This is a genomic window from Mycobacteroides chelonae CCUG 47445 (assembly GCF_001632805.1).
Taxonomy (GTDB): Bacteria; Actinomycetota; Actinomycetes; order Mycobacteriales; family Mycobacteriaceae; genus Mycobacterium; species Mycobacterium chelonae.
This window is the reverse complement of sequence record NZ_CP007220.1, coordinates 1,939,785-1,957,379: the sequence shown is the minus strand read 5'-3', so window position 1 is coordinate 1,957,379 and position 17,595 is coordinate 1,939,785. Positions and strand designations below refer to the sequence as shown.

Here is a 17,595-nt window from a genome sequence, read left to right as displayed (position 1 = left end):
CCTGAATGTGGCACCGTGTCGCATACTCGCCTCGCCCGCACACGCTGAGCACCCCGTCCCTTCGACCGTCAGGGCACACCTCTCATGCCATCTCAACACGTCGAGGTCGAGCGGAAGTTCGACGTCACCGACGCGACCATCAGTCCCTCATTCGACGGAATTTCCGCCGTCGCGCGGGTCGAGCTGCAGCCCCAGCAAAATTTGGACGCTGTGTACTTTGACACCTCCGATCAGCGGCTGGCTCAGCACCGGATCACCTTGCGACGCCGTACCGGCGGCACCGACGCCGGATGGCATCTGAAATTGCCCGCCGGACCGGACACCCGAACAGAGCTGCGTCTCCCCCTGAATGAAGGCGATGACGCCGTGCCGGAAGAGCTGCGGGACACCGTGCTCGCGGTCGTGCGCGAGGACGAGCTCGCACCGGTCGCCCGCATCAGCACCGTGCGCACCGTCTCCCAGCTGATCGGTGCTCAGGGCGAGCAGCTCGCCGAATTCTGCGATGACCACGTGACCGCCGCGCGGCTGACGGGTGCGGAGGAAGACTCCGAGCAGAGCTGGCGCGAATGGGAGCTCGAGCTGTCGGAGTTCGGCGACTCCACACTGTTCGACAGGGTCACCGCACGTCTACTGGATGCCGGGGCGGCCCCTGCCGGGCACGGATCAAAGTTGGCTCGCGTTCTTGACGTGCCCAAACGGGAGCGGAAGGGCACGGACTCGATCCAGCGCGCACTGCTCGAACAACTGGATCAGCTGCTCGGCTGGGACCGTGCGGTACGGGTGGACACCGACGATTCGGTGCACCAGATGCGGGTCACCATCCGGCGCATCCGCAGCCTCCTGCAGTCCAATCCCGAGCGCTTCGGTCTGGACGCTAATCCCGAGGCGCTCGATGAGCTCCGCCTGCTCGCCAACATTCTCGGGGTGGCGCGCGACGCAGAGGTACTCGCGCAGCGATATGACGCGGCACTCTCCGAGCTTCCCGAAACACTCATCCGCGGCCCGGTACACGAACGATTGGTAGACGCCGCCAGGCATAACTACGACAACGGGTTGCGCCGGTCGTTGGCGGCGATGCGCAGTCATCGCTACTTCCGGCTGCTCGATTCCCTGGACGCGTTGGTCACCTCCGCCGGACCGGCATCAGACACTCATCACTCGGACGAGGGCGGAACGCTCGATGCCGCGTACCGCAAGGTGCGCCGGGCGGCGCGGGCGGCCGCGCGCGCCGAGGGCGAGTACCGCGACGAGGCCCTGCATCGCATCCGCAAGTCGGCCAAACGGTTGCGCTATGTGGCCAGCGCAGAGGGCGCCAAGCGAGTCTCCCAGGCGGCCAAGGATATTCAGGAACTACTGGGTGAGCATCAGGACAGCACGGTGAGTCGCGCCTATCTCGCCACGCAGGCCAACGAGGCGCACGCCGCCGGCGAGGACACCTTCACTTACGGGGTGCTGTACCAGCGCGAGCACGATGCCGCCGAGACCGCACGCCATCAGGTGGAGGCAACGCTCAAGGCCCTCCGCAAGGCCGTGCGTCACAAAAAGTGATCAGCTGCCCTCTGCCGGGAAGCCGAACAGCACGGTCCGGGTGTCCGGATCTGCTTCACGCAGGGTGAGTTTCGCGCGCTGCCCCTCGGGCGGATCTCCCTGGCAGCGGGCGAGGATGGGCGGATCGGTCACGAAGACCTCTGCGAATCGTTTCTTTTCGGCACCTCGTAGCACCGCCGAATCGAAGGTCTGCCCCTTCTGCGGAGCAAGCACGGTGGCCTCGGTGAGATCCACGCACGCCTGTTCCACCTTGTTGGCCAGCGTATTCGAGGTCAGCAGCGATGATCTGACATCCGACAGAGCCTCGCGCGCCCACTGCGGCACCGGCGAGTCGGCCGACAGTGCCAGGCAGATTTCGGTGACGAACCGGTCCCCCAGCCGTCGCAGCGGTGCGGTCACGTGCGCGTAGGGGGCAGCGATGCCCGCATGTCCCGCGGCCTGATCGTCCGGCCGGTTTCCGTCGAACACCAGATAGGAAGCGCCCCGCAGGAGCGTGGTGGCCTGTGTCATCATCGCCAATGTTGTTGTGGCACAGGGATCAAGTGCGGCCAGCTGGGCCCCGATCGGGGTGTCGTTTGTCCAGGGCAGCCCCAGCGCCTCGGCGGTGCGACGCATCCACCGGCGTACGTCGCCGTCTGCGGGCGGCAGCGTACGCAGCATGCCGATGCCGCCGTCGAGCATGATCTGCGCCGCGCAGATCCCGGTGAGCAGCGATATCTGCGCGTTCCAGCCATCGGTGTCGGTGCGCGCCTCGATCGCCAGCTCCCAGTCGCCGCTGGGGCCGCGCACCACTTCCTGTGCGGGCAGATTCAGCTCGATGGCACCCCGCGCGAGACCGAGGTCCCTTCTCTTACGGCCGAACTCAGGGAGCAGGGCAATCGAGGGGTGCGGATTGCCGGCGTCGGCCGCGTCCTGGGCCTCCCGGTAGGTCAGCTGTCGCACGGATTTCACCAGGGCGCGTTGGACGCTCCAGCTGATCGGATTGGCAGCGGCATCGGTTTCGATGCGCCACAAGGCGGCAGGCCGAATCTCGTTGGGTAGCAGGCTCGCCGAGCCTTCGGAGAACACCAACGGGTGCAGCGGCACCGAGCCATCCGGCAGGTAGATGGTCTCGCCGCGCTGTCGCGCCTCGATGTCCAGCGCGCTGCCGGGCTCGATCTGCGCGGCCACATCGGCGATGGCGTAATGCAGGAGATATCCGTCGGCGGTGCGTTCCAGGTGCAGGGCCTGATCCAGATCGCGCGCTCCGGGTGGGTCGATGGTGACCAGCTCCAGATCGGTGCGGTCGATGCGCTCGGTGTGGTGACGGTCGACGGCCTGGGCGGCGTCGCGCTGCGCGCCGGGGCCGAATTCGGCGGGGAGCGCGAACTCGGCACGAATGCCGTCGAAGCCGAGGTCGCGGGCAACCAGCCGCTTCAACGTCACCACGCCAGAGTAATCCAGGCTAAGAGGCGGGCGAGTTGGCCTGTAAGCCGGATCCTGTTCCGCACAGCCGCGGGCTAGCCGCGGCCGCGCAGCGGCGACCATCCATCTGGGCACACCGTCGCCGGGTACCTCAAGCGGCCTACCCGGAAGCTCGGGCGAGCAGCCCTCGAACACTTCCGCAGCTGTGCAAGCACAACCTTTTGGCCTTGCTTCGGGTGGGGTTTACCGAGCCGAACCGGTCACCCGGTCCGCTGGTGCGCTCTTACCGCACCGTTTCACCCTTACCACCCTTGCGGGTGGCGGTCTGTTTTCTGTGGCACTGTCCCGCGAGTCACCTCGGATTGCCGTTAGCAATCACCCTGCTCTGTGAAGTCCGGACTTTCCTCGGGCCGCGGGATTTCTCCCGTGGCTCGCGGCCGCCCGGCCAACTCGTCCGCGCGGTCATCGTACTCGTGACAAGCTCACCACCATGACGACAACGGCTCGACTAGGCGCGATATCGATCGACTGCACAGATCCGGCGGCGCTGGCCCGGTTCTACCAGCAGGTCCTTGACCTGGAGATCCTGTTCGAAAGCGAGGAGTTCGTCGCGGTGAAGGGCGCCGCCGTGCTGTTGACCTTTCAGCGCGTGGCAGACCATCGCGTGCCGGACTGGCCGGCCGGGGCTGTCCCGAAACAACTGCATCTCGAACTGGCGGCAGCAGATCTGGATGCCGAAGAGGCACGCATTCTGGGGCTCGGCGCGACCAAGGCCGAAACCCAGCCGAATCCGGGCGGATGGCGGGTGCTGATCGACCCGGCCGGTCACCCCTTCTGCATTACGAACCTCATTCCCGAGGGCACCTATTCGTGACCGTCTGCTGACGCGAACAGCCCTCTACATGTGACGATGAGGCATGAACAGTGACAACAGACTGTTCTTGCGAGCGAGCGGGCTCATCGTCCTGGTCGCGCTATCGGTTGTCGCACTGCGCAGCTACCTGCCGCCGGACACGAAGGTGCTCCCCCGGCCCGAGGAACCTCGCGATGAGCCACGCTCAATAGCGTTGCAGCTCTTGTTATGTGGTGTCGCAGCCATACTTATCTTGTTGAGCTTGCGCAGGCGCCGCCCCGGCATGCCGGTGCCGACCGAGAGCCCGTCGTATTTACGGTTTCGGGGTTTGACTCGGCGCGAGGCCCTCATTGCGGCCGCCAGTGCGCTTGTCTTAGTGGGGGCGGTGTGGATGTCCCTCTATCTGAGCAGGCCGACCGGTAATCCTCCGGTGCGCGAATCCGTTCCCGGCACTTCCGCGCCAAGCCGGCCCGCGGACGCCCCGACGCGCAAGGCACCCGGTGATGTGCCGGAACGGGACGAGCCCGGAATGCCCATGGTGATCCTGGGCGTGGTGTTGATCGGTATCGCTGTCATGGTTTTCGTATTGCGACGCAATGACCCGGACACCGTGGATGCCGACGGCGATCCTCCCGGGGAATCCGGGGCCGCCGATGCCACACCGGGATCCCTGGCCCACCTCGTTGAACTCGGTCTCGCAGAGGTGGCCGAACCGGGGCGCGATCCGCGCGCATCCATCATCGCCTGCTACGCGGCCATGGAGCAGGGGCTCACCGCCGCGCCCGAGGCAGCACCACTTGCCTCGGATACCCCGTCAGAAGTCCTGCAGCGAGCGGTCCATCTTGGTGCCCTGCAATCGCAGGCCGGCACTCAGCTTGTCTCGCTCTTTTCGGAGGCCCGATTCAGCCCGCACCGGATGACGCAGACCGATCGGGAATCCGCGGTGCGATGGCTACAGACCGTGTTGGACGACCTGCGGAGTAGGCCATGAAGTGGCTCGCGACCGCTGTACTGCTGATGGTGATCGTGGCCGAGGCATGTGTGGCTGCCAGCCCACTGCGCGCGCACACTCTTGCGATCACCGGCGCGGTGGTTGCCGTCGCTCTCTATCTGCTCTGGAGGCAGCTGCACAGTGCGCCTGGGCCTAAGCCGTTGCCTTCGGCCAGTCTTGCGGCCGACGAGACCTTGTACCGATGGCTAGCACGGGCCGAGGCGAGGATCAGCTGGGCCGAGCGGACCCGCGGCGACTGGGATCGGCACCTGCGCCCGTTGATCGCGGCCGACTTCGCGATGGCGGCGGGTCATCGACAGTCGAAAGATCGCGCCGCACTTGCCGAGACCGGCCGCGTGACGTTTGGCCCCGAGTTGTGGCGTTGGGTCGATCCGAACGGCGCCTCGCATGTTGACCGCGCCGAGCCGGCCCCCGGCCGTGCGGTATTGCAATCGATACTCGAACGCTTGGAGCAGATGTGACGACACTTCCGGTTTCCGTCGCGACCCAGCACGCGGATGCAGTGCTGACCGAGATCGAGCGGGTAGTAGTCGGGAAACGCGATGCGTTGCAACTGATTCTGCTGACAATCCTCGCGCGCGGGCATGTCCTCATCGAAGATCTGCCGGGCCTGGGCAAGACGCTGATCGCCCGGTCGTTCGCGGCCGCGCTGGGACTCGAATTCGCCCGGGTGCAATTCACTCCCGATCTGCTGCCTGCGGATCTGCTGGGCTCCACGATCTACGACATGTCATCCGGGCGGTTCGAGTTTCGGACCGGACCGATCTTCACGAATCTCCTGCTGGCGGACGAGATCAACCGAACCCCACCGAAGACGCAATCGGCACTGTTGGAGGCCATGGCGGAGGGTCAGGTCAGCATCGACGGTGAAACTCGCCGACTGCCAGCACCTTTCGTGGTGCTGGCAACGGACAATCCCATCGAGTACGAGGGAACCTATCCGCTGCCGGAGGCGCAGCTGGACCGATTCGCGATCCGGCTGCAATTGGGATACCTCAGCGAGGATCTCGAGATCGAGATGCTGCAGCGTCGATTGAGCCGGGGATCGGCACAGCCGACGGTCTCACAGGTGATCGCCGCCGAAGACCTTGTCATGATGCGGGAAGCCGTGGAGCACGTTTCGGTGCATCCGGACGTGCTTCGTTACATTGTCGCGCTGGCCGCCGCGACGCGCACGCACTCACATGTCGAGGTGGGCGCCAGTCCGCGCGCCGAGCTGGATCTGGTGCAGATGTCGCGGGCCCGCGCCATGCTGCTGGGCCGCGACTTTGTGATACCTGAGGACGTCAAGGCGCTTGCGGTGCCCGCGGTGGCGCACCGGATCAGTCTGCGCCCCGAGATGTGGGTGCGCCGCATCACCGGTGCACATGTGGTCGACGAGCTGCTGCACCGGCTACCGGTACCGCGAGCGTCGGGATGACCAGTTGGCGCGCATCTCCATTGGTGTCGGTGCTGGCGGCATGTGCCGGCATCGCGTTGACGCTGGCGATGGTGACGGGCAGGTGGCAGCTGGTCGTTTTCGCGGCGCCGCTCATCGGTGTGCTCGTCGGCGCAGCCAAACGGCCCGTACCCGCGCGGGTATGGGTCCGCGACGAGTCAGAAACGTTACGGTGCTTGGAGTCTGAGACGGTGACAATCACCGCGTCGGCGGGGGCTGCCGAACCGGCGGTGGTGCGTCGGCTGCGTGCGGTGCCGGTCGACGGTCTACAGATCGAGGTGGATAAGGCGACAACGCCCAGCCAGGTGACGATGCGTGTGTCGGCGCAACGCTGGGGCCGGTACACCCTTGCGGTTGAGGTTCAGACGCTCTCGGTTTCCGGGCTGTGGGTCGGGGCTCCGGTGACTCTGCCCGTGGCCGAGCTGCGGGTATATCCCTTGGCAGATCCGCAGGACATCACGCTGCCGCCCGCCGACCTTCCGGACCGCATCGGCACGCATCTCACGCGTCATCACGGCCCCGGCGTCGAGTACGCCGATATTCGCGAGTATGTCCCGGGTGACTCACTGCGCACGGTCAATTGGCGGGTCAGTGCGCGGCGGGGCCAGTTGCACGTCACCGACCGACTCACCGATCGAGCCGCCGACGTTGTCGTTCTGATTGACACCTACCCTCAACCCTCGGGGCCGGCGACGGTGGCGACGGAGCGGTCCGCACGCGGCGCCGCCCAGCTGGTGCAATCGGTGTTGCAGCGCGGTGACCGGGCGGGCGTGGTCTTGCTGGGCAGTGCCCCGCGATGGCTTACCCCGAATATCGGTCGCCATCAGTTCTATCGCCTGCTTGACGCCATTCTCGATGCCGGAGAATGGCATTCGCACAGCAGTAGTGCGCTTGCCCCGCGCGCCGCCATGCCGCCCAACGCGATCGTAGTGGCATTTTCCACCCTGCTGAACGCCGATTTCGGGCTGGCACTCACCGATCTTCGGCGGCGCGGGCACCCGGTTCTGGTCGTCGACGTGCTCGACCACTCCCCCTTTCGTGAAGAACCTGATCCGATCGTCGCCCGCTGGTGGCGGTTGGAACGCTCACGGATGTACCGAAATATCGCCGTCACGGGAGTCGACGTGGTCGGGTGGAGCCACGATTCCGGGCTGAACCACGCCATGCACTTGCTGCCACGGCGCCCGCGAGTGGGACGACGCCCGTGAAAGCGGGCGTGGTCGTGGCCGTGCTGCTGGTGATCGGCATCTTGGCGCGCACTGATACTTCCCCAGTAGTCGCGATGATCTGCGGCCTGGCCGCCGTGATTTGCCTGTCGGTCGCGTATACCCGGCGATGGCCGTCCCAGATCCTCCCCGCACTGCTCCTCGGCTGCGTGGCATTGCTCGCGGCAGCCATACCGGCGGGACATTCCTCCTGGCTGCCGTTCATCGCACCGGTCGCGATAGTCGGCATATTTGTTCTCGCCTTGTGGCCGTTTACTCACGGCAGCGGCGGGGCGGTCGAGTGATAGACCGATCCCGTCGGCGTCGTGATCGCGACCGTATGTCTCCATCCCGGGGACTCCTTCACGTAATTGCAACGCTCGCAGAGGCCTTGACCGTTCTCGAGTGAGGTAGCCCCACCCTGAGCGCTGCCCACAACATGGTCGTGGTGCCGAATCCGGGCGTCGCAGTATGGCGTCCGGCAGGTCTGATCGCGCAGGTCAATCAGCTCCGCTAATCCCTTGGGGAACAAACGACTTCCCGACTCCGCACCGACCAGTGCGCCTGTACCGCAGTGCCGGTACAGCCGTCGCGCGAGAACCTTCGCGCCGGCACTGACGGCATCCGATATGAGCCGGCGCGCAACAGCGGCCGGGACGGGCCCATGACCTGCGATCGTCGCGGGTTCGACACCTCCGCCCAGTAGCGCCTCATCGGAGATCGTGATGTTGACGCCCACGGGAACCACCTCGGCCGACGGTACGCCGGTCACTCGTTCCACCAGGGTGTCTGCCATGATCTGCCCTTGGCCGCGAACGGGATCCATCGATGCGTCCGCGGCACGTTTGAGAGCCGCATAGACCGCCACACCCTGTTTCACCGGGAGCAGAGCCGTCAGGTACGTCATGGTGTCGGGAGCCGGACGGATGGACACTCGGCGTTCGTTCTCGGCCCGGCGCGCGCGGCGCACCACGGCTTCCGCATCGAGTCGATACGCCAGACGTTTCGCCTCCGCCGTCAGGCGGGCATCGCCCATCCCCCGCAGACGGGACGAGTCCGCGCACATCTCGACGTCGATCTTCTGCCGATCTTCGACGGCAAGGTAAGCGGTTTCACGCACCAGGATGGTCGCGCGCCATTCATTCAGCGCTCCGCACTCCAACGCCGCAAGCGTATGGGGCATTTCGTTCACGAGCGCCTTCGCCAAGCCGAGATGACGACCGCCACGAGCCGGCGAATCTCGCCGCGCCAAGGCGATCTCGGTGGCCACGCCCGCCCCTTGGCGTCGTCGTGGCACACCGGCAGCGGCCTCTTCTTCGCGGCGCGCACGGTCGAACAGCACCGCCGCGTGGGCCTGTTCCGCGGCAGCGGCGGCTTTCACCCGCTCTAGCTCGGCGATTCGTTCGACGAGCCACGCCGCACGCACAGCTGGATCACTCTCAAACACATGAGCAACGGTACTCGAACATCAGTTCGATACGCCTCGACTTCTGTTGTTCTCCACAGTCGTTCGACCGCAGTGCGAGTTATCCACAATCTTGCTGATTGGTGGACATCGAAGCCTCCGCGCGCTATGCGCCCGGGGCCGAGAGCCGCGCCAGTTGCACGGTCGCACCCCGGAGTTCGTCCAGCGAGTCGATGGGGTTGACGTAGCCGACTCGGGTCACGGACCAACCGCGCGGTGTGTTCACCCGGATGTCCAACCCGTACCGGTCGGCTCCCTCACAACGAGCCTCCGTGGCGTCCGGGTATCCACCCAGTCGTTGTGCCATCGCGAGCAGCGCCTGCCCGTGGTCGTCGTTGAGGTGACTGACGGCGCCGGCTGCCTTCGTCGACACCGGATCGGGTGCGGCCGAGTCGTAATCGGCGCCACTGGCCGAGTCCATGCGGCCGTAACCGCCTACCCAGCGCACGCGTTCGACATCCAGAATCCAGACGGCGAAATCGCTGTAGTCGATGTAGTACCGCGCCGCGGGCACTGCCGCGATATGCGCCTCGCGGGCCGCGGACAACTCCTCGGCGCCGGGCCGCCGCACCTTCCCGGCGAGGGTGATCCGGGTGTTGGCCAACGGATCCTCGGGCGCGTTGGGCGCCACGATGGACAGGCTGGCCCTGGCATCACGTATCAGATTGCGTCCGTGTTCGGCCATCTGCGATACGCAGAGCACGGGTGCTCCGCCCAGCAGCCCATAGGTGACCAACGAGGCCCACGGGTCACCGTCGGCAGACAAACTGGCCAACGTCGCGGTGTTCGTAGACGCCGCGACCGTTCTGGCCTCCTCGGCGGCCGAGGGCCGGGCCGGGTTGGCGACGTCTTCAAGGGGCGGGGCAATGGTGGGCGCATCGCCCGGATCACCGTGATCACGAGAAGCCATGGCGACAGCCTAAGTCAGGTATGAGGTCTCGTTGACGAGTCGCACCGAAGCCGGCCCATCTGAATAGAACTCGGCGATGCTCAGCGATGCCAGATCAAGGTGTAGCCGATACAGCAGGCTCGGTCCGGCGTCCAGCGCCAGACGCAGCAGCGTCTTGATCGGCGTGACATGAGAGACCACCAAGACCGTTGCGCCGCCGTACTCGGCGATGATCCGATTGCGTGCACGACGTACTCGATGATGCACGGTGTCGAAGCTCTCCCCTTCCGGCGGAGTCACCGACGTGTCGCTGAGCCACTGCGCGTGCAGCTCCGGATCGCGCTCGGAGGCCTCCGAGAACGTCAAACCCTCCCACTTGCCGAAGTCGGTCTCGATCAGATCGTCATCGACGGTCAACGGAACTCCCAGCGCGTCGGCAGCCGCGGCAGCGGTCTCCTTGGCACGACCCAACGGAGAGCTGATGACGGCGGCGATGCCGCCGCGGCTCGCCAGGTAGCGCGCCGCGTTCGCGGCCTGCTCACGCCCCAGCGCGGTCAACTCGGGATTTCCACGCCCCGAGTAGCGGCGCTGCACCGACAGTTCGGTCTGGCCATGGCGCAGCAACAGCATTCGAGTGGGCTTGCCGCGCGCACCCGTCCAGCCCGGCGCGGCATCGGCAGCCTTGGTTTCGTTGGACTCCTTGGGTTCCTTCGGCTTCTTCGGCACTTTGGGCTCGATGCCGCTCGCGCGGTCCATCGCCTCATTGGCCAGCCGGTCGGCATGCTTGTTGCGTTCCCGGGGTATCCACCGGTAGCTGACGGATTCGAACTGCATCGCGGCGGTGACGGCCTGCTGATACAGCGTGATCAGGTCGGGGTGCTTGACCTTCCAGCGGCCCGACATCTGCTCGACGACAAGTTTGGAGTCCATGGAGACGCTGACTTCGGTGGCGCCCAGGCGTGCTGCCTCCGCCAATCCCGCTATCAGACCGCGATATTCGGCCACATTGTTGGTGGCGTGTCCGATCGCCTCGCAGGCCTCCCCCAACACCGTCTCGTGATCGGGTGCGAAAACCACTGCGCCATATCCGGCCAATCCGGGGTTACCGCGCGAACCACCGTCAGCTTCGACGAGAACTCTCACGGGCGCACCAGGATCGCGCTGCACTCGGAGCACCGCAGGACCTCGTCGACATCGGCGGCGGAGATTCGGGCCAGCTCACCGCGGTCCAACTCGATACGGCACGCGCCGCACTTGTTGCCTTGCAACAGACCCGCTCCCGCACCCCCCGAACGGCGCTGCCGTTCATAGGTTTCCAGCAGCGGTCCGTCGATAGAGGATGACAGCCCGTCACGACGCTGCCTAATCTGGTTCTCCTCGGCGTCGGTGTCGATGGCAACCGCACGCTGGATCCGTTCGATCTCCGCCACCCTCTCCGCGAGCTTGTCGGCGTTGGCCTGCGCCGAGGCCTGTTGGGCCTGCAGCTCCTCACGGCGCTCCATCAATTCCAGCTCCGAGTCCTCCAGGCTGGATTGACGACGCTCAAGGGTGTCGAGCTCGTGCTGAATATCGGTGAGTTCCTTCGGGTTCACGCTGCCTGAGGCCAACAGCGAGCGGTCACGGTCCTCCCGCTGACGGACAGCGGTGACTTCGGCGTCCAGCTTGGCCACCTGTACGTCCAGGTCCTCCAAGGCGATGCCGAGCGCGCCCACCTCGTCGAGGATGGTCCGCTGTTGTGCCTGCAGTTCGCCGTGTTCCTGTCGTTCCGGAGGATTGGCCCGCCGGTGCGCGATGCGCGTCAATTCGGCGTCCACCGATGCCAGGTCTACCAGTAGACGTTGTTGTGCCGGATTGGCTTTCATGCCTTGACTCCTAATGTCCACGGGTCGGTGCGTATCGGTGAGATCTTGGTCGTCAACTTCTTCCCGAACTCCGTGTCGAGCACCCGCGCCGCCTGGGCGCACCACGGAAATTCACTGGCCCAATGCGCCACGTCAACGAGTGCAACGCTACTTGCCCGTGCGTGCTCATCTGCGGGATGGTGCCGCAGATCCGCCGTGACGTACGCGTCGACCCCGGCTCCGATGGCGGCGCTCAGTAACGAGTCGCCGGCGCCACCACAGACAGCGACGGTCTTGATCAACGCGTCCGGATCGCCGGCGGCACGGGTTCCCCACACAGTTTCCGGCAGCGCGGCACCTACTCGGGATGCAAAGTCACGTAAGGATTCTGGTTCAGCAAGCACACCCACGCGTCCCAAACCGGTGCCCGCCGGGGCCGGTGCCATGGGCAATACGTCGATAGCCGGCACCTCGTAGGGGTGTGCGGCGTGGATAGCCGCGAACAAGGCACAGCGCAGCCGGGACGGGGCCACCATTTCCACTCTGTCCTCGACAACCTGCTCCACCACGCCGTGCGCACCGATGGTGGGGTCCGAACCCTCAAGCGGCCGGAACTGGCCGGTGCCGGTGACGCGCCAGGAGCAGTCGGAGTAGGCGCCGATATGCCCGGCACCCGCGTCGAACATGGCACGGCGCACCGTATCTACCGACTCGGTGGGCACAAACACCACCCATTTGTCGTAGTCGGCGAACTGCGGGGCCAGCACCGAAGTCACCGTCAGCCCAAGAGCTTCGGCCAGCGCGTCGGACACACCGGGGCTCGCCGAATCGGCGTTGGTGTGCGCGGTGAACAAGGCACCGCCGGAACGGATGAGACGATGAATCAACGCGCCCTTGGGGGTGCTGGCTGCCACCGTGTCGACACCGCGCAGTAGCAGCGGATGGTGTGCCAACAGCAGATGTGAACCGGTGTTGTCCATTTCGTCGAGCACCGATGCCGTCGCATCAACAGCGACGGTTACCGCGTCGATCTGCTGGTCTGGATCACCACAGACCAAACCCACCGAATCCCACGATTCGGCGAGCGCGGGCGGATACGCCGCATCGAGCACGCCGATGATGTCCGCGAGCCGCACACCCACTACAGAATCTCCTTCATCGCTTGCACCAGCTCCGGCCATTCGGATCGCACCGCCACCCGCAGATAGTCTCCGTCGAGCCCCACGAAGGTGTCGCAGCGGCGGACAGCGATGTTATTGACCGCCAGCCCTTTTCGCATCAACTCCGCATCGGGCACGGCCACCAGTAGGAACGGTGCGGATCCATCGGCGACCGTCAGTCCCAGGCCGCGCAGCGCGTCCGCCTGCTCACGGCGCGTCTCGACAAGACGCTGCGTGTCCTGCGCGGCGTGTGCAATCGCTTCCGGGGTATTGCAGGCGAAGAGGGCTTCGAGTTGCAGTGTGCCCAAGGGCCAATGCGCACGGCCATGCGCGAGCCTGCCCAGCACCTCGGGATCACCGACGGCGTAGCCGGCGCGCAATCCCGCGAGCGACCACGTCTTGGTGAGGCTGCGCAGCACGACAAGCCCGGGCAGTCGGTGTCCGGCCAGCGACTCCGGCTCACCCGGCACCGCATCCATGAAGGCCTCGTCGACCACCAGGATTCGCCCGGGGCCACCCAGCGCGAGCAGATCCGCGCGGCGGTGCAGCATCGAGGTCGGGTTGGTGGGGTTCCCGATGACCACCAGGTCGGCCTCGCCGGGGACATGATGAGGCCCGAGAGCGAAGGGTGACGGCAACACCACGTGGTCGATGGGGACCCCCGCCTCGGCAAGGACTGCTTCCGGTTCGGTGAAGCCCGGCGCGAACACCGCGGCCCGTCGCGGGTTCAACCGAGGCAGCATCGCGAAGCCCTCGGCAGCGCCGGCCAACAGCAACACCTCGTCGACTGTTCGGCCATGTCGTTCGGCGATCGCCGCGATGGCGCGCTCCTCATCGGCCCGGCGCGGGTAACCGCCCAGGTCATCGAGCCGGGATGCGAGACGGTCGCGCAGCCACTGCGGCGGCGCAACAGCGCGCACGTTCACAGCGAAGTCCAGGACGCCGGGTGTCAGCGCCTGGTCGCCGTGGTAGCGCACTCCCTTTCGCGGCCCAGTCATGTCTCGACACTAATGTAGGGGGGTGGCTCCTCCGATGCTGGTGATCTTCGATCTCGACGGCACCTTGACCGATTCTGCACCGGGGATCGTCTCCAGTTTCCGTCACGCGCTCAGCCATGTCGGCGCCCCCGAACCCACCGGCGATATCGCGTCGCGGGTGGTGGGACCGCCCATGCACATCACCCTCGGCTCGATGGGCCTCGGCGACCGTGCCGACGATGCGATTGCGGCCTACCGCGCCGACTACGGCGAACGTGGATGGGCCGTCAATGAGATGTTCGACGGCATCCACGACGTGTTGACCGGGCTGCGCAATGCCGGGGTGCCCATGGTGGTGGCTACGTCTAAGTCCGAGCCGATCGCGGCACGCATCCTGGAGCATTTCGGGCTTGCTGAGTTTTTCCAGGTGATCGCGGGTGCGAGCCCGGACGGTGCGCGGTCCAGCAAGGCCGATGTGATCGCGCACGCGCTGTCCCAGCTGGATCAGGTTCCGGCGACCGGCGTGGTGATGGTCGGCGATCGGGTGCACGATGTGGAGGGCGCGGCCGCCCACGGCATCGGCACCGTCATCGTCGACTGGGGTTATGGAGCAACGGATTTCGACGGCGATCCCGGCGAACTTGCCGAATGGATCATCGGGCGCGTCGGCACCCCGCAGGAGTTGCGCGAGGAGCTTCATGTCTGAGCTGCACGTCACCTTCGTGTGCACCGGCAACATCTGCCGCTCCCCCATCGCCGAAAAGATGCTGGCGCATCAGCTCGCCGAACGCGGCCTGGGCGATCGGGTCCGTGTCAGCAGCGCCGGTACCGGGGACTGGCATGCCGGACAGCCCGCCGACGAACGCGCCACCAGCGTGCTGGCCGAATACGGCTATCCGACGGATCACTGCGCGGCCCAGGTAGACGACGATCATTTGAGTGCCGATCTCATCATCGCCCTGGCACGCAACCACTCCCGGATGCTGCTACATCTGGGAGCCGACCCCGAGCGCGTGCGGCTGCTGCGGTCCTTCGATCCGCGGGCCAGCCGGGCGGCCATGGATGTCGAGGACCCGTATTACGGCGGCCGCGACGATTTCGTGGATGTGCTGTCTGTCATCGAGGCCGCGATGCCAGGCCTGCACGAGTGGGTCGACCAGACACTCGCGGAGCGAGAGAGCAGCTGATGCGACGGCTCGCGTTCCTGCTGCGCCCGGGTTGGATTGCCCTGGCGCTGGTGGTCGTCGCCTTCGCATACCTGTGTTTCACGGTGTTGGCTCCCTGGCAGCTGGGCAAGAACACCAAGACTTCACGGGAGAACAGCCGCATCGCCCATTCGGTGAGCGCCGACCCGGTGCCGCTGAAAGATGAGCTACGGCCTGATCATTCGATGCCCGAGGATTCCGAATGGCGCCGTGTGACGGCAACGGGCCACTATCTGCCGGATCGCCAGGTGCTGGCCCGGCTGCGCGTAATCGACGCCAAGCCGGCCTATGAAGCGCTGACGGTCTTCCAGGTCGACGGTGGTCCCGCGATTCTGGTGGATCGCGGCTATGTGCGTCCCGAGCAGGGCACCAGTGCGCCGCCAGTACCCCCTGCGCCCACCGGGCAGGTCACGATCAACGCGCGGCTGCGGGAATCCGAACAGCAGTCGGAGAAGGCACCATTCCTGGAAAACGGTGAATACCAGGTGTATTCGATCGTTCCCGGGCAGGTCGCGACGCTGCTGAAGACTCCGCTTGCCGAGCCGTATCTACAGCTCTCGGAGAATCAGCCGGGCGGGTTGGGGGCGATCCCGCTGCCGCAGCTGGACGCCGGGCCGTTCCTCTCATACGGCATCCAGTGGATCGCGTTCGGGATTCTGGCGCCAATCGGCTTGGGGTACTTCGTGTTCTCCGAAATCAGGCAGCGCCGCGCCGCGGCCGCTGTGAAAGCGGCGAAACCCGGGGTACCGAAGACTGCCGAGGAGCGGTTGGCCGACCGTTACGGACGGCGCTGACGCAGCGCAGCGAGCACCGCGATAATGGCCGTCACGTGCTGGACGGCACGCGAAAGCCGAGCTGCCTCATACACATCACCCACCCTGGGTGCGCCGCCACGGCCCAAGGTGGGACGGACCTCCTCGCCGTATGGATACCGAACCGGGCCGCCCAGACGTACGCCGAGGGCCCCGGCGAAGGCCGCCTCAGCCACGCCGGCGTTGGGACTGGGGTGGCGATGCCCGTCGCGCAGGCAGACACGCAGCGACGCGACGGCTGAGCCCCCAAGGAACGGGGCCGCGAGCGCCGTGGCCAACGCGGTGACCCTGGCCGGAAGCAGGTTGAGCACGTCATCCAACCGTGCTGCCGCCCAGCCGAATCGCAGGTACCGGGCCGACTTGTGGCCGATCATGGCGTCCAGGGTGTTGGCCGCGCGGTAGGCCAGCGCACCGGGCACTCCGGCGAGCGCCGCCCATACCAGTGGACCGGTGTGGGCGTCGGAAGTGTTCTCGGCCAAAGATTCCACGGTGGCGCGCGCGATGCCGTCGACGTCGAGCAGGCTCGGGTCCCGGCCGCACAGGGACGGCAGCAGCGCGCGTGCGTCGTCGATGTCGTTGTCATACAGGTGGTCCGACATCCGGGCGCCGACGCCAACCAGGGAGGTTCCGCCGAGCGTGGCCCAGGTCGCGACGGCCGTCACGACGACGGTGGCCGTCGCGGAGCGGCGTGCCGCACGTTCGGCGGCCCACCCGGCAGCGGTGACAGCGGTCAACAGTGCGGTGGTGTGGGCCGCCCCGGCGAGCTTGGTGTCCCGGTAGGTGTACGACTCCAGCGCCGCGGCGGCCTGCCCGAAACCGGCGACCGGGTGAAACCGCCGTGGGTCGCCAAAGCGCAGGTCCAGGGCGTATCCGAGGGCTATACCCGCGGCGCGAAATCCTCGACGCGACACGCAAACACCCTATAGAATTTGCTGCGCAATGAAGCACTCACCTGCCAGGCTTGTGGACCTGGTGAATCCCTCGTCGCTGCTGTTGCCTGCCTCGAACGTGATCATGCAGCTTTCACACCCCGGTGTCGGATACGGAGTGCTGGAGAGCCCTGTCGACAGCGGCAATGTCTACAAGCATCCGTTCAAACGAGCCCGGACCACCGGGATGTTTCTGGCCGTCGCGACGATGGGCAGCCAGCACGACCGCGCGGTGATGAAGCGCGGTGTCGACGCGGTGCACCGTCGGGTGCGCTCGACGTCTACAAGCCCGGTGAGATACAACGCCTTCGATCCTGATCTGCAGCTGTGGGTGGCCGCGTGTCTGTACCAGTACTACGTGCAGGCCTACGAATCACTGCACGGTCCCCTCGATGACGAGACGGCCGACGAGATCTACCGCGACGGCGCACGAATCGGCACGGCCTTGCAGGTGCGTCCCGAGCAGTGGCCGCCGGATCGGGATGCGTTCAACGACTACTGGAAACGTTCCCTCGACGAGCTGCGCATCGACGCGCCGGTGCGCGAGCATCTGTTGGGTGTCGCGTCGTTCAAGATGCTGCCCTGGCCGCTGCGAGCGGCGGGGAGGTTCAATCTGTTTGCCACCAAAGGGTTTCTGCCGCCGCAGTTTCGGGAGTTGTTGCAGGTTCCGTGGTCGGACCGCGACCAGCGCCGGTTCGACGCGCTGATAAGCGCGCTGCGGATCGCCGATCGGATGCTGCCCGCGCAGCTGTGGACGTTGTCCTACTCCGTGCTCATCTGGGACATGCGATTGCGCGAGCGGATGGGTAAGCAGGTCGTCTAGGCTCGCAGACGTGCAGATTCTCACCGCGTGGCGT

At 66.2% G+C, this 17,595-nt stretch carries 19 protein-coding genes and 1 other RNA gene; 11 read left to right on the top strand and 9 right to left on the bottom strand.

Translation table 11 applies throughout. The features are described from left to right. Window positions 1–84 precede the first annotated feature (84 nt). The gene (locus BB28_RS09720; protein ID WP_046253356.1) at window positions 85–1,548 is read left to right on the top strand and encodes a CYTH and CHAD domain-containing protein; all 1,464 of its coding nucleotides are present in this window, start codon (window positions 85–87) and stop codon (window positions 1,546–1,548) included. Here BB28_RS09720 and BB28_RS09715 read toward each other — a convergent pair whose 3' ends face one another. Both BB28_RS09715 and rnpB read right to left on the bottom strand, forming a co-directional pair. Continuing rightward, window positions 1,549–2,973, bottom strand: a complete 1,425-nt coding sequence (locus BB28_RS09715; RefSeq protein ID WP_081252366.1) for an RNB domain-containing ribonuclease — start codon at window positions 2,971–2,973, stop codon at window positions 1,549–1,551. A gap of 27 nt (window positions 2,974–3,000) precedes the next feature. Further along, an RNA gene (gene rnpB, locus BB28_RS09710) (RNase P RNA component class A) lies at window positions 3,001–3,405 on the bottom strand. Between the two features lie 37 nt (window positions 3,406–3,442). Between rnpB and BB28_RS09705 the strand changes: the two genes are divergently transcribed. From BB28_RS09705 to BB28_RS09680, 6 genes are read left to right on the top strand one after another with little or no spacing between them, the layout of a single operon-like run. Continuing rightward, a complete protein-coding gene (locus tag BB28_RS09705) occupies window positions 3,443–3,826 on the top strand; it encodes a VOC family protein (protein WP_046253355.1) in 384 nt (127 codons plus the stop codon). A 43-nt stretch (window positions 3,827–3,869) separates the two neighbouring features. Continuing rightward, window positions 3,870–4,796, top strand: a complete 927-nt coding sequence (locus tag BB28_RS09700; protein WP_046253354.1) for a DUF4129 domain-containing protein — start codon at window positions 3,870–3,872, stop codon at window positions 4,794–4,796. Then, window positions 4,793–5,278, top strand: a complete 486-nt coding sequence (locus BB28_RS09695; protein WP_046253353.1) for a hypothetical protein — start codon at window positions 4,793–4,795, stop codon at window positions 5,276–5,278. The genes BB28_RS09700 and BB28_RS09695 overlap by 4 nt, the downstream gene beginning before the upstream one ends. Beyond that, window positions 5,275–6,237 (top strand): AAA family ATPase, encoded by a 963-nt coding sequence (locus tag BB28_RS09690; protein ID WP_046253352.1) that lies wholly within the window; start codon window positions 5,275–5,277, stop codon window positions 6,235–6,237. Before BB28_RS09695 ends, BB28_RS09690 begins: the two co-directional genes overlap by 4 nt. Beyond that, window positions 6,234–7,463 (top strand): DUF58 domain-containing protein, encoded by a 1,230-nt coding sequence (locus tag BB28_RS09685; RefSeq protein WP_046253351.1) that lies wholly within the window; start codon window positions 6,234–6,236, stop codon window positions 7,461–7,463. Before BB28_RS09690 ends, BB28_RS09685 begins: the two co-directional genes overlap by 4 nt. Then, on the top strand, window positions 7,460–7,765 hold the full coding sequence (locus BB28_RS09680) for a hypothetical protein (RefSeq protein ID WP_052740199.1): 306 nt from the start codon (window positions 7,460–7,462) through the stop codon (window positions 7,763–7,765). The genes BB28_RS09685 and BB28_RS09680 overlap by 4 nt, the downstream gene beginning before the upstream one ends. On the opposite strand, the gene BB28_RS09675 is transcribed toward BB28_RS09680, so the two are convergent. The 6 genes from BB28_RS09675 to cobC form a co-directional block, all read right to left on the bottom strand. Further along, on the bottom strand, window positions 7,738–8,907 hold the full coding sequence (locus BB28_RS09675; RefSeq protein ID WP_046253349.1) for an HNH endonuclease: 1,170 nt from the start codon (window positions 8,905–8,907) through the stop codon (window positions 7,738–7,740). The two genes, BB28_RS09680 and BB28_RS09675, sit on opposite strands and share 28 nt — an antisense overlap. A gap of 124 nt (window positions 8,908–9,031) precedes the next feature. After that, window positions 9,032–9,835, bottom strand: coding sequence for a HugZ family pyridoxamine 5'-phosphate oxidase (locus tag BB28_RS09670; protein WP_046253348.1), 804 nt, complete (start codon window positions 9,833–9,835; stop codon window positions 9,032–9,034). 9 nt (window positions 9,836–9,844) lie between these two features. Continuing rightward, on the bottom strand, window positions 9,845–10,957 hold the full coding sequence (locus BB28_RS09665) for a bifunctional RNase H/acid phosphatase (protein WP_046255710.1): 1,113 nt from the start codon (window positions 10,955–10,957) through the stop codon (window positions 9,845–9,847). Then, the gene (locus BB28_RS09660) at window positions 10,954–11,676 is read right to left on the bottom strand and encodes a zinc ribbon domain-containing protein (RefSeq protein ID WP_046253347.1); all 723 of its coding nucleotides are present in this window, start codon (window positions 11,674–11,676) and stop codon (window positions 10,954–10,956) included. Before BB28_RS09660 ends, BB28_RS09665 begins: the two co-directional genes overlap by 4 nt. Continuing rightward, window positions 11,673–12,797, bottom strand: coding sequence for a Nif3-like dinuclear metal center hexameric protein (locus tag BB28_RS09655; protein ID WP_046253346.1), 1,125 nt, complete (start codon window positions 12,795–12,797; stop codon window positions 11,673–11,675). The genes BB28_RS09660 and BB28_RS09655 overlap by 4 nt, the downstream gene beginning before the upstream one ends. Then, complete coding sequence (cobC, locus tag BB28_RS09650; protein ID WP_046253345.1) at window positions 12,797–13,813, bottom strand: Rv2231c family histidinol phosphate aminotransferase CobC; 1,017 nt, start codon at window positions 13,811–13,813, stop codon at window positions 12,797–12,799. The genes BB28_RS09655 and cobC overlap by 1 nt, the downstream gene beginning before the upstream one ends. Before the next feature lie 34 nt (window positions 13,814–13,847). Between cobC and BB28_RS09645 the strand changes: the two genes are divergently transcribed. The 3 genes from BB28_RS09645 to BB28_RS09635 are packed head-to-tail and all read left to right on the top strand — an operon-like array spanning window position 13,848 to window position 15,791. After that, on the top strand, window positions 13,848–14,498 hold the full coding sequence (locus BB28_RS09645) for an HAD-IA family hydrolase (RefSeq protein WP_081252242.1): 651 nt from the start codon (window positions 13,848–13,850) through the stop codon (window positions 14,496–14,498). Beyond that, complete coding sequence (locus BB28_RS09640; protein WP_046253344.1) at window positions 14,491–14,979, top strand: low molecular weight protein-tyrosine-phosphatase; 489 nt, start codon at window positions 14,491–14,493, stop codon at window positions 14,977–14,979. Before BB28_RS09645 ends, BB28_RS09640 begins: the two co-directional genes overlap by 8 nt. After that, the gene (locus BB28_RS09635) at window positions 14,979–15,791 is read left to right on the top strand and encodes an SURF1 family cytochrome oxidase biogenesis protein (RefSeq protein ID WP_046253343.1); all 813 of its coding nucleotides are present in this window, start codon (window positions 14,979–14,981) and stop codon (window positions 15,789–15,791) included. Before BB28_RS09640 ends, BB28_RS09635 begins: the two co-directional genes overlap by 1 nt. Here the strand turns inward: BB28_RS09635 and BB28_RS09630 are convergent. Continuing rightward, the gene (locus BB28_RS09630; protein WP_046253342.1) at window positions 15,776–16,720 is read right to left on the bottom strand and encodes a cobalamin biosynthesis protein; all 945 of its coding nucleotides are present in this window, start codon (window positions 16,718–16,720) and stop codon (window positions 15,776–15,778) included. The two genes, BB28_RS09635 and BB28_RS09630, sit on opposite strands and share 16 nt — an antisense overlap. A gap of 28 nt (window positions 16,721–16,748) precedes the next feature. On the opposite strand from BB28_RS09630, the gene BB28_RS09625 reads away from it, so the two are divergent. Then, window positions 16,749–17,561, top strand: coding sequence for an oxygenase MpaB family protein (locus tag BB28_RS09625; protein ID WP_046253341.1), 813 nt, complete (start codon window positions 16,749–16,751; stop codon window positions 17,559–17,561). Window positions 17,562–17,595: the final 34 nt, after the last annotated feature.

Coding starts and splice junctions, on each gene's coding strand:
- BB28_RS09700 (WP_046253354.1), top strand. CDS start 3,870: ATGAACAGTGACAACAGACTGTTCTTGCGAGCGAGCGGGCTCATCGTC.
- BB28_RS09720 (WP_046253356.1), top strand. CDS start 85: ATGCCATCTCAACACGTCGAGGTCGAGCGGAAGTTCGACGTCACCGAC.
- BB28_RS09645 (WP_081252242.1), top strand. CDS start 13,848: ATGCTGGTGATCTTCGATCTCGACGGCACCTTGACCGATTCTGCACCG.
- BB28_RS09660 (WP_046253347.1), bottom strand. CDS start 11,676: ATGAAAGCCAATCCGGCACAACAACGTCTACTGGTAGACCTGGCATCG.
- BB28_RS09635 (WP_046253343.1), top strand. CDS start 14,979: ATGCGACGGCTCGCGTTCCTGCTGCGCCCGGGTTGGATTGCCCTGGCG.
- BB28_RS09685 (WP_046253351.1), top strand. CDS start 6,234: ATGACCAGTTGGCGCGCATCTCCATTGGTGTCGGTGCTGGCGGCATGT.
- BB28_RS09640 (WP_046253344.1), top strand. CDS start 14,491: ATGTCTGAGCTGCACGTCACCTTCGTGTGCACCGGCAACATCTGCCGC.
- BB28_RS09625 (WP_046253341.1), top strand. CDS start 16,749: ATGAAGCACTCACCTGCCAGGCTTGTGGACCTGGTGAATCCCTCGTCG.
- BB28_RS09695 (WP_046253353.1), top strand. CDS start 4,793: ATGAAGTGGCTCGCGACCGCTGTACTGCTGATGGTGATCGTGGCCGAG.
- BB28_RS09705 (WP_046253355.1), top strand. CDS start 3,443: ATGACGACAACGGCTCGACTAGGCGCGATATCGATCGACTGCACAGAT.
- cobC (WP_046253345.1), bottom strand. CDS start 13,813: ATGACTGGGCCGCGAAAGGGAGTGCGCTACCACGGCGACCAGGCGCTG.
- BB28_RS09670 (WP_046253348.1), bottom strand. CDS start 9,835: ATGGCTTCTCGTGATCACGGTGATCCGGGCGATGCGCCCACCATTGCC.